This is a genomic window from Limnochorda pilosa (genome assembly GCF_001544015.1).
In the GTDB taxonomy this organism is placed as follows: domain Bacteria; phylum Bacillota; class Limnochordia; order Limnochordales; family Limnochordaceae; genus Limnochorda; species Limnochorda pilosa.
Genome location: NZ_AP014924.1, coordinates 1,350,613 through 1,363,459, shown reverse-complemented (window position 1 = coordinate 1,363,459; position 12,847 = coordinate 1,350,613). Strand labels below are relative to the sequence as shown.

10 protein-coding genes are annotated in these 12,847 nt (G+C 71.3%); 4 read left to right on the top strand and 6 right to left on the bottom strand.

Annotation, left to right across the window (positions count from 1 at the left end; translation table 11 throughout):
* Positions 1-85: 85 nt before the first annotated feature.
* Together nagB and nagA are read right to left on the bottom strand one after the other, a co-directional pair.
* Entirely contained in the window at positions 86-844 is a 759-nt protein-coding gene (gene nagB / locus LIP_RS05935) for a glucosamine-6-phosphate deaminase (RefSeq protein ID WP_068135595.1), read from the bottom strand.
* A 6-nt stretch (positions 845-850) separates the two neighbouring features.
* Complete coding sequence (gene nagA, locus LIP_RS05930; RefSeq protein WP_158509569.1) at positions 851-2,203, bottom strand: N-acetylglucosamine-6-phosphate deacetylase; 1,353 nt, start codon at positions 2,201-2,203, stop codon at positions 851-853.
* Between the two features lie 203 nt (positions 2,204-2,406).
* Between nagA and LIP_RS05925 the strand changes: the two genes are divergently transcribed.
* The gene (locus LIP_RS05925; RefSeq protein ID WP_068135589.1) at positions 2,407-3,255 is read left to right on the top strand and encodes a DUF4912 domain-containing protein; all 849 of its coding nucleotides are present in this window, start codon (positions 2,407-2,409) and stop codon (positions 3,253-3,255) included.
* Complete coding sequence (locus tag LIP_RS05920) at positions 3,248-4,879, top strand: glycoside hydrolase family 57 protein (protein ID WP_068135586.1); 1,632 nt, start codon at positions 3,248-3,250, stop codon at positions 4,877-4,879. Before LIP_RS05925 ends, LIP_RS05920 begins: the two co-directional genes overlap by 8 nt.
* Here LIP_RS05920 and LIP_RS05915 read toward each other — a convergent pair.
* Entirely contained in the window at positions 4,819-6,153 is a 1,335-nt protein-coding gene (locus tag LIP_RS05915) for a glycosyltransferase family 4 protein (protein ID WP_198409750.1), read from the bottom strand. The two genes, LIP_RS05920 and LIP_RS05915, sit on opposite strands and share 61 nt — an antisense overlap.
* Before the next feature lie 232 nt (positions 6,154-6,385).
* Between LIP_RS05915 and LIP_RS05910 the strand changes: the two genes are divergently transcribed.
* On the top strand, positions 6,386-6,628 hold the full coding sequence (locus LIP_RS05910) for a hypothetical protein (RefSeq protein WP_068135583.1): 243 nt from the start codon (positions 6,386-6,388) through the stop codon (positions 6,626-6,628).
* Positions 6,629-6,658: 30 nt separating this feature from the next.
* Here LIP_RS05910 and LIP_RS19990 read toward each other — a convergent pair whose 3' ends face one another.
* From LIP_RS19990 to LIP_RS05895, 3 genes are all read right to left on the bottom strand, one after another.
* Positions 6,659-8,422 (bottom strand): methyl-accepting chemotaxis protein, encoded by a 1,764-nt coding sequence (locus tag LIP_RS19990; RefSeq protein ID WP_068135579.1) that lies wholly within the window; start codon positions 8,420-8,422, stop codon positions 6,659-6,661.
* 67 nt (positions 8,423-8,489) lie between these two features.
* Positions 8,490-9,710 carry an extracellular solute-binding protein gene (locus LIP_RS05900; RefSeq protein WP_158509568.1) on the bottom strand — a complete coding sequence of 407 codons (1,221 nt, stop codon included), beginning with the start codon at positions 9,708-9,710 and terminating at the stop codon, positions 8,490-8,492.
* Positions 9,711-9,891: 181 nt separating this feature from the next.
* Positions 9,892-11,133: an ROK family transcriptional regulator gene (locus tag LIP_RS05895; RefSeq protein WP_068135575.1), complete on the bottom strand. Its 1,242-nt coding sequence runs from the start codon at positions 11,131-11,133 to the stop codon at positions 9,892-9,894.
* Between the two features lie 347 nt (positions 11,134-11,480).
* Between LIP_RS05895 and LIP_RS05890 the strand changes: the two genes are divergently transcribed.
* A complete protein-coding gene (locus LIP_RS05890; RefSeq protein ID WP_068135572.1) occupies positions 11,481-12,758 on the top strand; it encodes an extracellular solute-binding protein in 1,278 nt (425 codons plus the stop codon).
* Positions 12,759-12,847 lie beyond the last annotated feature (89 nt).

Sequence of the window (12,847 nt, the reverse complement as noted above, 5' to 3'; positions counted from 1 at the left end):
CCGGCGATGCCCCGGCCGAAGCAGACCGGGTGCGCGCCCGGGTGCCTTCCGGGCGCGCACCCGGCCACCCCGCGCGATGAAGGTCTCAAAGCGCTCTGTCCACCTGGCGGAGGTCCTTTTCCAGCAGGCTGGCTGCAGCCTCGTCCAGCCACCAGGTGACGCTGGGATGAAGCTGCAGGATCGAGGCCGGAACCTGTTCGGTGACGGGCCCCAAGACGGCCGCCGCCACCGCCTCGGCCTTGGCTTCCCCGGTGGCCAGCACCAGGATGCGGCGGGCCTGCATGATGGAGCGGATGCCCATGGTGATCGCCTCGCGGGGCGGCTCCTGGCCCGCCGGGAAGTGGACCCGGTTCGCCTCCCGGGTGGTCTCTGCCAGGGCCACCCGGTGGGTGAGGCTGCCGAACGGGGTTCCCGGCTCGTTGAAGCCGATGTGCCCGTTCCGCCCCAGGCCCAGGATCTGCAGGTCCACGTAGCCCGCCCGGCGGAGCTGCTCCTCGTAACGGCGGCACTCCTGGTCCACGTCGGGCGCCTGGCCGTTGGGGATGTGCACGTGGAGCGGGTCCACGTCCACGTAGGCCAGGAGGTGGCGCTCCATGTAATGGTGGTAGCTCGCGGGGTGCCCGGCGGGCAGGCCCACGTACTCGTCCAGGTTGAAGGTGCTCACCCGCGCGAAGCTCACCCGGCCCCGCCGGTAGGCTTTCACCAGCTCCCGGTAGAGCCCCTCGGGCGTGGCGCCGGTGGCCAGGCCCAGGACGCTGTCCGGGCGTTCCGTCACCTGGCGGATCACCTCCCGGGCCGCTCCGTCCGCCACCGACGAGGGTTCCCCCACGACACGGATCTGCATGGACCTTCAGAGCTCCTCCTCGTGCTCCATGCGGGCCAGGACGCTGGCGCTGGGTTCCGCCTCGGGCTCCGCGCCCAGGCCGCCGGCCGCCGCCGGGCCATCACCCAACGCGTCCTGGCTCCGCTCGGCTTCCGCCTCGTCGTACTCGCTGCCCTGCCCGTCGTAGAGCACCCACCCCTGATGCAGGGTGAGCCGTACCCGGAGCTCCCCGTCCAGGAGGACGACGCTTCCGTCCTTCCCCACCTCCAGGCTGCCCAGGCGGTCGCCCAAGCCCAGCCGACGGGCGGGGTTCTGGGAGGCCAGGCGCACGGCGTCGGCCAGAGGGACGCCCACCTCGTTGGCCATCCAGCGGACCGCCCGCTCCAGGGTGAGGGTGCTGCCCGCCAGGGTCTCACTGCCGGCCAGGCGCGCGGCCCCGGCGTGTACCTCCACCTCCAGCCCGCCCAGCTCGTAGCGTCCGTCGGGCAGGTCCGTGGCCCGCATGGCGTCGGTCACCAGCACGAGCCGATCGGGGCCCTTCACCTGCCAGAGGAGCCGGGCGACTCCCGGGTGCACGTGGAAGCCGTCCGCGATGAGCTCCGCGGTCACGGGGCGAGTGGTGATCACCGCGCCCGGCACGCCGGGGGCCCGGTGGTGGAGGGGGTTCATCCCGTTGAAGGTGTGCACGGCGTGCTGGGCACCGTGCTGAAAGGCTTCCACGGCCTGCTCGTAGGTGGCGTCGCTGTGCCCCACGGCCGGCACCACGCCGCTGCGATGAAGGAGCTCGATCAGCTCCGAGGCACCGTCCAGCTCGGGCGCCAGGGTGACCATGGCCAGCAGGCCGGGGAAGCGCTCCATCAGGGCCTCCAGCTCGCGAGGGTCCGGAGGGGTGAGGTACTCGGGGTTCTGGGCCCCCGCCCGCCTCGGGCTCAGGTGCGGGCCCTCCAGGTGAACGCCCAGGATCTCCGAGCCTTCGTCCAGGCCGTCCGACGTCTCCTGCACCGCTTCCATCACCCGGCGCACGTGCTCGTAGGGCGCGCTGACGGTGGTGGCCAGGAGCGCCACGGTGCCGTGGCGGGCGTGGGTGCGGGCGATCTGCCGCAACGCCCCGGGCGAGGCGTCCATCACGTCGGCGCCGCCCCCACCGTGGACGTGGATGTCGACAAAGCCGGGGCAGAGGTAGCCGCCTTCGGCCTGGATCTCTTCCAGGCTCTGGCGCCCCACCTCCGTTCCGGCCACCTCGAGCCGGCGGGGAAGGGCCCGCAGGTCCCCCCGGTAGGCGATGCGCCCCGCCACCACGGCCAGCACCGCGCCGTCGTCCCAACCGTCCTCCGCCAGAACCTTCGCCCCGCGGATGAGCCAGGCTGTCGTGCCTGACATGGCCACCATCCCCTCACGCCGGCGCCTACCGGGCGCGGTCGCTGGAAGACACGCCCCGATCGGCCGGGCGCGCTTCTACTTCTTCCCCGCCGGACCGCATCCCTGCACAGCTTTTCCCGCATACCGCCACCGCGCCGCGAACATAGTAAGGTCGGCCGCCCACTGGCCTGCTACGCCCGCCCCACGGCGAAGGGGGATCCACGGTGAGTCTGGCTCAGCTTCAGACCCCGGCCTTGCCGGCGCGCTACGGCGAGGATCGCGTCACGCTCCTGGTACGCGACCCTGAATGGATCTTCGCGTACTGGGAGATCACGCCTCCCTCGTTCGGCGTCGCGGCCGCCCAGCAGGCGTGCCGGGAGACGGAGCTGGAGCCGGTCCTGCGGGTGCACGACCTGGCCGAGACCGGCCCCTTCCAGGAGATCGGCGTGGGCGAGGCGGAGAGCTGGTACATCGAGGCAGGCCGGCCGGGCCACCGGTTCGAGGCAGAGCTGGGCCTGCGGGGCCCGGGCGGCGGCTTCACCCTGGTGGCCCGCTCCAACCGCGTGGAGACGCCCCCCCGTGACCCGGCCTACCTGACCGCCCCCAGGGTGAGCCGTGCCCAGGAGGTGGTCCTCCGCCAGCTCCGGGGGATGGACCCCCAGGGTTCCCCCGAGTTCGCCGAGCGTCGCCAGAGGCTCCTTGCCGGGCTCGCGCTGCCCCTGGCCGAGGGATCGCCTCTCGCGTGGGTGACGAGCCCGGGGGCGAGCCCCGCGGGAGCGTGGGCCCCTTCCCCGGCGGCCGACCTGCCCCTGGAGGTGGAGGCGGAGCTGATCCTCCACGGGCGGACGGCGCCCACCGCAACCCTGTGGCTCAACCGCGATCCCGTCTCCCTCCGGCCGGACGGAAGCTTCTCCTTGCGTGTGGGGCTTCCCGACGGGAGTTTCCCCTTCGGCCTGGAGGCGGTGAGCGTGGACGGCGGCCTGCGCCGGACCTTCGCCCTCCTGGTGACCCGAGCGAGCTTCGCGGACCGGGGCGCCGAGGTACCCCTGAAGGAGGCGACCTCCCGTGGCTGAATCCCTGGGGCGCGTGGCGCTGGTCCTCCACGCCCACCTCCCCTTCGTGCGCCATCCGGAGCACCCCGACGCCCTGGAGGAAGGATGGCTCCACGAGGCGATGGCCGAGTGCTACATCCCGCTCCTGGCCCGCCTGGAGCGGCTCGCCGAGGAGGGTGTGCCCTTCCGCCTGAGCTTCACCCTTACGCCCACCCTGGCGGCCATGCTGCGCGACCCCCTGCTCCAGGACCGCTTTACCCGCCGCCTGGAGCTGATGCGCGAGCTGGCCGGGCGGGAAGAGGTCCGCGCCCGGAACCAACCGGCCCTGCACCGTCTGGCCCGGTTCCACGGCGAACGGCTCGCTGAGGTGGATCGCCTCTACCGCGAGCGCTACCACCGGGACCTGATCGCCCCCCTGGCCCGGCTTCAGGAGGCCGGGCACGTGGAGGTGCTGGCCTCGGCGGCCACCCACGGCTACCTGCCCCTGATGGACGTGGTGCCCCAGGCCGTGGAGGCCCAGGTGGCCGTAGGCGTCCAGGCGTACCAGGAGCTCTTCGGCCGGCCGCCCCGGGGCTTCTGGCTGCCCGAGTGCGCCTTCCATCCCGGCCACGATCGGATCCTGCGGCGGCACGGGGTCGAGTACACCATCGTGGACGCGCACGGGCTCCTCTTCGGCCGGCCCCGGCCCGTCCACGCGGTCTACGAGCCGGCGGTGACGGGCGCGGGACTCGCGGTCTTCGGGCGCGACTGGGAGTCGTCCAAGCAGGTGTGGAGCGCCACCGAGGGTTACCCGGGCGACCCCGTCTACCGCGACTTCTACCGGGACGTCGGCTGGGACCTGGACTGGGAGTACGTCCGCCCCTACCTTCGGGCGGGGGTACGGGGAGCCACGGGCTTCAAGTACCACCGCATCACCGGCCCCACCCCCATGAAGGAGCTCTACGACCCGGACGCCGGGCGGGAACGGGCCCGGGTGCACGCGGGCAACTTCGTCTTCAACCGGGCCAAGCAGGTGGAGTACCTGGCCGGGGGGATGGACCGCCCGCCCGTGGTCGTCTCCCCCTACGATGCGGAGCTCTTCGGCCACTGGTGGTTCGAGGGACCGGACTTCCTGGAGGACGTCCTCCGCTTCATGGCGGGGAACCCCAGCGTCCACACCACCACCCCGGCCCAGCACCTGGACGGGCTGGACGGGCTGGCCCTCGTGGAGCCCACCCTCTCCAGCTGGGGCTACAAGGGATACAACGAGGTCTGGCTCGAAGGAAGCAACGACTGGATCTACCGCCACCTCCACAAGGCGGCCGAGCGGATGGTGGAGCTTGCGGACCGCTTCCCCCACGCGGGCGGGCTCGAGCGGCGGGCCTTGAACCAGGCCGCCCGGGAGCTCCTTCTCGCGCAGGCGAGCGACTGGGCCTTCATCATGAAGACGGGAACCATGGTGGAGTACGCCCGGCGGCGGGTGGTGGAGCACCTGGAGCGTTTCCTGGCCCTCCACCAGGACCTGGTGCAGGGCGCCGTGGACCCCCACCGCCTGGCCCTCCTGGAGGAACGGGACAACCTCTTCCCCTTCCTGGACTACTCGGTCTACGCCTCCCGGCGCGAAGCCGCCGAACCGACCATCTCCCGGTCCCCCGCCTCGGCCTGACGGCCAAGCGCGTACCGGTCCGGGGTGCCGTTCACGCCCACGCTCCGCCCGTCCCGGCTCCCCTGCCCGTCCGTCTGCGAGATCCAGGCCACCCGGCGCCGCTCGTCCAGGACCCGCTGGTACTCCTCCAGGGTCCGTTCGGCCACCCGGCGCCAGCCGAAGCGCGCCGCCACCCGCTCCCGCCCGCGCCTGCCCAGGTGCTCGCGCAGGCCCGGGCTGAGAAGGAGCGGCACCAGCGCGTCGGCCAGGGCCGCAGGATCTCCCGCAGGCACCAGGAGCCCCGTCTCTCCGTGCTCCACCACCTCAGGAAGACCGCCGCAGCGCGAGGCCACCACGGGAAGGCCGGCACCCATGGCCTCCAGCGCGACGATCCCGAAGGGCTCGTAGGTGCTGGGGAAGACCGCCACGTCGGCTACGTGCAGGAGCCGGTTCCGCACCGGATCGGCTGCGAAGCCCTTGAAGTACACGTGGGGAGCCACGCCCAGCCGCCCGGCGCGCTCCTCCAGGGCCGCCCGGTGCGGGCCCTCGCCGGCGATGACGAGCTTGGCCCGAGGGAAGCGATCGAGCACGAGCCGGAAGGCGTCCAGGAGCACGTCGAAACCCTTCTCGGGCACGAGCCTCCCCATGGCCAGGATCAGGGTCTGGTCGGGGGCCGCGTGCATGCGCCTGAAGGCGGCCAGGTCCTCGTCCGCCGGAACCGCCAGCTCGTCCGGCTCGACGCCGTTGGGGAGGACCAGCGTCTTGTCGGCGGGCAGGTTGAAGAGACGGGCCGTCTCCTCGCGCATCGCGCTGCTGCAGAGGATCACCCGCCAGGCCTCGTAGGTGAGGGTCCACTCCATGTCGTGGATGTAGCGCTGCAGAGGAGTGTGGATCCCCCGGTTGCGCCCGTGCTCGGTGGCGTGGAGGGTGGCGACCAGGGGCACCCGGAATCCGTGCTTGAGGGTACGGGCAGCGTAGGCCACCAGCCAGTCGTGCGCGTGGATGAGGTCGAACCCCCGCCCTGAGAGCGCGATGGCTTCCTGCAGCGCGTCGAAGTTGAAGTGGGCCACGGCCGTCACCAGGTCCGGCGCGGGTGGAAACCCGTTCCGGAGCCGGATCACCTCGACGCCCCCGTCCTCCTCCCGAAAGGGGCTCCCCGCCTCGCCCAGGGTGAGCACCCTCACCTCCACGCCCCCGGCGGCCAGGGCCCGGGAGAGCCCGGCCACCGCCCGCGCCAGCCCCCCCACCACCCGCGGGGGGTACTCCCAGCTCAGCATCAGCACGTGCACGGCCACCGCCTCCGTCTCCCCGCCGGAGCCAGCCCGGGGGCCGTACCGATCTCCTACGCTTCCCCCGCGCCCGGACACCGATGCTCACAGGAAGGATCCCCCTGGGGCGGGGCACCCATGCACCCGCGTGGGGGTGGAGGGGAACCGCCGCCGGCCGCGTCCGGCGCGCCTGCGGTGCCTGCGCCCGAGGGCTGCCCGGTGCACCCGCCGGGCAGACTACCCGAGGGAGGGAACCATCATGCCAGAGCCGAGCAAGCCCCGGGCAGGCAAGGGCGTGGACCCGCGCGAGGCCAACCTGATCGGATACGACAGCCCCGACGATCCCCTGACAGGGGACGAGCCGAAAGGCGACCCTGAGAGCCTGGTCGCCCTGGACAACCCGGACGACGCGGCGGCCCACCACCCCTACGAGGGCGGCAGCCCGCCGCGCGGGCCCCGCAGGAAGGGCCGGCCGTCGCGGGGTGCGAAGGGCCGGGCCTGAGCGCTCACCGCCAGCGGAAGGTCACCGCCGTCAGCGCGCCAGGGCCCGGGCTTCCTCGATCATCTCCCGGGCCCGCTCCGCCTGGCGCCGCTGGAAACGAATCTGGCGGTCCATCTCCTGGGCCAGGGCATCGTGGTGGCGCACCACCGGGTCGGCCACCTCGCTCAACCGTTGCATGGCCGCTCCAGCCCGCTGTGTCTGGCGGGAGGCCTCTTCGATAAAGCGCGCCGTCCGGTGCAAGGCCTGCTCCACCCGGCGGCTGCACGCGGAGCCGTCGGAGGCGGCCGCGCCCACCCGGGCGATGAGCTCGTTCAGCTCCCGGAACGCGGCTTCCACCGCCTCGAAGCTGCTCTCCAGGTGCGTCGCGTGGCGCGCCAGGTCCCGCACCCCGTTGACCGCCCGGGAGACCGGAAGGACCACGCCGCCCGCGGCCTCCCGCACCTGGGCCAGCTCGCCCCGGATCTCGTCGATGGAGAGGGCCCCCCGGTCGGCCAACCCGCCGATCTGCTCCGCCAGCGTTGCCAGGCCCTCCCCGCCGCCCCGCTCGCCCGCGGGAACCGCCTGGCTCTCGAGGCGGGCCGCCAGGGCCAGGAAGCTGGTCTGATCCACGATGCCGGTGACGTGCCGCAGGATGGACTCGGCCTCCTCCACCCGCTCCTGGAGGCGCTCCACCACGCGGGCGGCCTCTTCGGCGACCGCCAGGTTCTCCTCGGCCATACGCACCTCCCGCCGCACGTGGGTGCTCCCCGTGAGAAGCTGCGCCCGGCAGACGGCCACCACCTGCTCCATGCCCCGGGCTGCGGCTCCCGTCACTCCGGTCTGGTCGATGAGGGAGCGTGCCTCCTCCACCGTTCCGGCCACCTGCCCGGTGGTCTCCCGGATCGACGCCAGGAACTGCCCGCTCTCGTGCGCAAGCGACCGGAGCTCCCGTTGCACCTCCTCCAGGCTGGCTCGCGCCCCCGCAACGGCTCCCCGCATGGCGGAGGTCATCTCCTGGGAACCCTCGCTGTCCTTCCAAACCGCCTCCGCCGCCTCCTGGACCCGGCGCGCCACCCGCTTCGCCGTGGCGAGGGTGCTCGCGACGAGCCAGGAGCCCAAGGCGACCAGCGCCACGGTGAGCACAGTCATGCCGGCACGCGCCGCGCCCGTCACCGCCAGGGCCTCGCCGGTCTGGCGGGCGACCTCCTCGGTGATGGCCCGCTCGAAGGCGTCGGCCCGGGAGACGAGCACGTCCCCCGCGGCGCCCAGCCGGTAGAGCAGCAGGGAGCGGTCGCCTCCCGGAGGCGCCTGCATCAACTGGACCAAGACGTGGGTGTAGTCCGATCGTGCCGCGTGGATCTCATCCAGAAACCCCAGGAGACGGCTGGTGCGGTCCTGGCCCCCGCTGCCGGGCAAGGGGCGCTCTCGGAGGAGGCCTCGCAGGTTGTCCACCAGGATGTCGATCTCGTTCAGCTCGTCCGCCGGGCGTTCCAAGACCGTCCCCGTAGAGACGGCCTGGTAGGCCCTCAGGCCGGTGGAGAGGGTCCGGCGGGTGATCGCGTTGGCCAGCTGCACCGTCGGCCAGCGGTAGCGGTTCAACTCTGCGGTGGAGGTCTGGAGATCGGATACCACCGCCACCGCCGCCAGGCCCAGGGTAGCGATGAGGGCGAGCCCCACTCCCAGCCCCCACCGCACCCTGTTCACCAGGGTCCCGTCGCGTCGCCGCCCCAGGGGACCCAGGCGGCCGAGCAGGACCCGGATGGCCTTCCCAAGCCGAGAAACAGTCTTGAACCTGCGCTGCGGGTGTGGGATCACGGGGTTCCCCCTCCTCTTCCCGATCCGGACCGCCAGGCTACGGTCGTGAACCGGCACGGACCCCGTCTCAGAGCAGCGGGCGCACTGCCTCCGCCGCGAGGTCCAGCGCCTGCCGGGGACTCATGCGCCCTTCCAGGGCCAGGTGCAGGTACCGCTGTAGGACCGCCGAGACCTCCTGGTAGCGCACGAGCTGGGGGCGGTGGAAGACGCTCGCGATGGCCACGCTCTTGAGGGCCATGTCGGGGTCTCGCCGCAGGGTTTCGGGATCCTCGCGCACCGAGCGCCAGACGGGCACCTCCTCCAGATGCTGCGCCTGCACCTCGGGTGAGGAGACGTAGCGGATGAAGGCCCACGCCTCCGCCTGGCGGCGGGAGTTGGCCGGTATGGCCAACCCCTGGAAGCCGCTCACCGAGACGGTGAAGAAGCGCTGGGGATCGTAGACCTGGGAGGCGACGGGGAGCAGCCCCACCTCGCCCTCCCCAGCCACCCGGCTCCGGGCGGGATCCTTCATGAGCGCATCCTGGAAGGTCCAGTTGGAGGTGAAGGCCGCCTGCCCGTCCACGAAGAGGTCCTTGGCCGTGGTCTCGTCGGCCGAGAGCGAGACCGGGTGCACCAGGCCTTTCTCCAGCCAGCGCACCATGGTCTCCAGGGCCGCGATCCCCGGCGGGCGGTTGAAAACGGGCTGGTTGAAGTGGTCGAAGAGCTCGCCGCCGAAGGCGGCCGTGAGCCAGACGAACTCGCAGGTCAGCCCTTCTTTCTGGTTCCACGAGTCCACCCACGGATACGGGACGATGCCCCGCTCCTTCAGCACCGTCATCTGGTGCTCCAGCTCCTCGAGGGTGGCGGGCGGGCGCTCAAACCCCGCCTCGCTCAGCATGCGGCGGTTGTAGAAAAGGAGCTGGAAGTTGGCCAGGAAGGGCATGGCCCAGGTGCGCCCGTCGAACTGCATGGCTCGAAGCACGGGTCGATCCAGGTCGGCCTGGACCTCGGGGCTGAGACGACCGTCCAGCGGGACCACGTAGCCCTTGCGGGCGAACTCGGCCACCCAGATCAGATCCAGGGTGATGACGTCGTAGGCGCCGATGGGTGCGATGGCGGCGGTGAGGATCTTCTGGTACTGGTCGTCGTACCGGGTGAAGTTGATCCGCACCGGGATGCCCGTCTCACCCTGGAACGCCTCGGCCATGGCCCGGAAGGTGTCGGGCTGGTAACCCGCCTGGGCCATGTACAGAACGTTGATGCCCGCTGCAGCGCCTCCCTCGTCCCTGACGCCCTCGGCACGGGCCACCGGAAGACGCTCCGTCCCAGGGAGTCTCGCCGGCTCGAGCATGCTTAAGGGCCACCCCCAGCCTGCGGCCAGGAGGAGGGCGGCCAGGAAGAGGAGCCACCCAGGTCCAGGACGTCCACCTACCCCGGTTGCCCGCCCACGTCCCACCCCACCTTCGGCAGCTGACGGTTCCATCTCACCCTCAGAGCGCCCCAACCGGAAGGCGGGGCTGGAGGAAGAGGCGGCTCAGCACCAGCGAGGCAGCCCCCAGGACAAAAGCATCGTCCCCCAGGTTGCCACGCGTCACCTGAACGTCCCTGGCCACCGCGCTCCAGGCCCGGCGCAGGGCCGTCTCCGCGAGCCGGCGATAGAACGTGGCGCTCCGGTGCACCAGCCTCCCGCCGAGCACCACGGTCCGGGGGTTGAACGCATTGATGAGGCTGGCCACGCCGATGCCCGCGTACCGGCCCGCTTCCTCCAGGAGAGCAAGGACCCTGGGGTCGTTGGCATCGGCCGCCTGGAAGACGGCATCGAGGTCGATGCCGTCGGGATCCCCGCCGGCGAGTTCCAGCGCGAGGGTGGAGGCTCCCTGCTTGGCGTCTCTCTGCACGCGGGCCACCAGGGCCTCACCGGAAGCCACCGTGTGGAGGCAGCCGAAGTTCCCGCAGGTGCACTGGGCACCCCCTGTCTCCACCACCACGTGGCCGAACTCGCCGGCAGCGTGCCTCCAGCCCCGGTAGATCTGTCCGTCGACGACGATGCCGCCGCCCACGGACCAGTCGAAGACCAAGTAGAGCATCTCCAGCGCGTCCGGACCGCCCAGCCACCGCTCGCCCCACGCCGCGGCGTTGGCGTCGTTGTCCACCACGCACTCGAGGCCCAACCGGGAGGTGAGTGCCTCCTTCAGTGGGAAACGGCCCCATCCGGGGAGGTTGGGCGAGGCGAGGACGACGCCCTCCTCCACATCCACTGGACCTGGAAAGGCGACGCCCACCCCCAAGACGCCCTCCTCACCCACCCCGGCCGAGCGCAGCACGGAACGAGTGCCCTCCACCAGCCGCGGGAGGATCTCCTGGGGACCGGCCCTGGGGACTTCCTCGGTCCAGCGGGCGACCACCGCGCCTTTCAGGTCAGAAACTACGGCCGCCAGCCTTCCGACCCCCACGAAGAGCCCCACCACCCGATGCGCGCCCGCGTTCAACTCCAGGAGGACCGGCTGGCGCCCGCCGGTGGACTCGCCCCGGCCCGTCTCCTTCACCAGACCTTCCTCGAGCAGCGAGGTTACGATCGTGGACACCGTGGCCGGGTAAAGCGCGGCCAGCCGCCCGATCTCGGCCCTGGAGACGGGCGCGTGCTGGCGGATGACGTTCAGCACCGTGCGGGTGTTGATCGCCTTGACGAGGTCGTTGTTCCCCTTGAGGACCGTGACCCGATCTCCTGACACGCCGGCCCGACCTCCCGCTCGCTTCCCGACTCGTGAGGACTTTTCGACCAACAGGGAGGAACTTCCTGCAGGGAGTGGAATTACCAGGGCGAGGGAATGGCTGGGCCTGGTCATCGTGCCCTGCCATGGCAGAACGCGCCTCAGGGCGCACGGTGGCGGGACGCGAGGCGCAGCCAGCGGCAGGACCGCAGTCTACTGAGGCGTTGGGAGTGGGCTGCGGTCTGATATGGAAGGGGGAGGCGCGCCCCACTTACTTCACTCGTTGTATGAATGAAAGGGCTCGCCCCCATGCGGGCCGGCTGGCTGGCAAGACGGGCGAATCATCGTTCGGAGAGGAGCGTGTGTCGATGCAGACCTGTCGGAGTCGCCTCCTGGGCTTCGTGTGTGCGAGCGCGCTGGCGTGGGTCCTGGCCCTTGGCGTCGCAAGCCTCCCCGCCGCGGGCGCCGGCGGCACCCTCAACGTGCTGTACATGGCCCAGGCCGGTTACCAGCCCGACGACGTGAGGGCCATGGCGGACCTCTTCGAGGAGGTCTCAGACGCCAAGGTCAACCTCACCTTCGTAAAGTACGACGAGATGCACGAGAAGATCGTGACCTCCGCCATCGCCCCCGTGGCCACCTACGATGTGGTGTTGCTGGACCTGATCTGGACCGCCGAGTTCGCCTCGCGGCGGATGGTGGCTCCCCTCGACGACTTCATCACCCCCCAGATGCGGGCCGACATCAAGCCGGCCATCCTGGACGCCTTCGTCTTCGACGGAAAGACCTGGGCCATGCCCTTCCTGGCCAACTTCCAGCTCTTCTTCTACAACCAGCGGATGATCGAGCAGGCCGGCTTCTCGGGCCCGCCCCAGACGCTGGAGGAGATGGTGGAGCAGATGAAGGCCATGAAGGCCAAGGGCATCGTCTCGTACCCCTGGACCGACTCCTGGAACCAGAAGGAAGGTCTCACCTGCGAGTTCGTCTGGCTCACGGGCGCCTTCGGCGGCGACACTTTCGACGCTCAGGGGCGCCCCGTTTTCAACCGGGGCCCGGGCCTGAAGGCCCTGGAGTTCATGGTGCGGCTCCTGGACGAGGGCCTGGCCAACCCCAAGTCGCTCACCAACGACGAAGCGGCGGCCAAGGACGACTTCATCGCCGGCAACGCCGCCTTCACCACCAACTGGACCTTCCAGTACGGGCTCATGAACGACCCGTCGGTCTCCAAGGTGGTGGGGGACGGCCGGATGGGCCTCATCCCCGTCGCCGCCGATGCTCGCGCGGCGGGAGCGCGCACGGCCTCCGTGAGCGGCTTCCAGGGCGCGGCGATCATGGCCAACTCCCGCAGCAAGGAGCTCGCGTGGAAGTACGTCCGGTTCATCACCAGCCCCCTGGTCCAGAGGGCCTTCCTGCAGGAGATGCCGGTCTGGACCTCGGTGCAGCAGAGCGCCTACGCCCAGACCATGGACCCGGTCATCGGAGTCAAGGCGGAGCAACTGGGCGCGGTGCACCACCGGCCCAAGGTCCCGCCTTACCCTGAGGTCTCGTCGATCATGCAACGGTACATCCACCTGGCCTTGGAGAAGAAGATGACGCCCCAGCAGGCGCTGGATGCAGCGGTGCGCGAGATCAACGGCGTCCTCTAGCATCTTCGCGGGGAGGCGCCCGGGGCCGCGGGCGAGGCCGTGCCGAGCGATGCGGCCTCGCCCGCCTTGCCGGGCGCGACGGGCGTCGA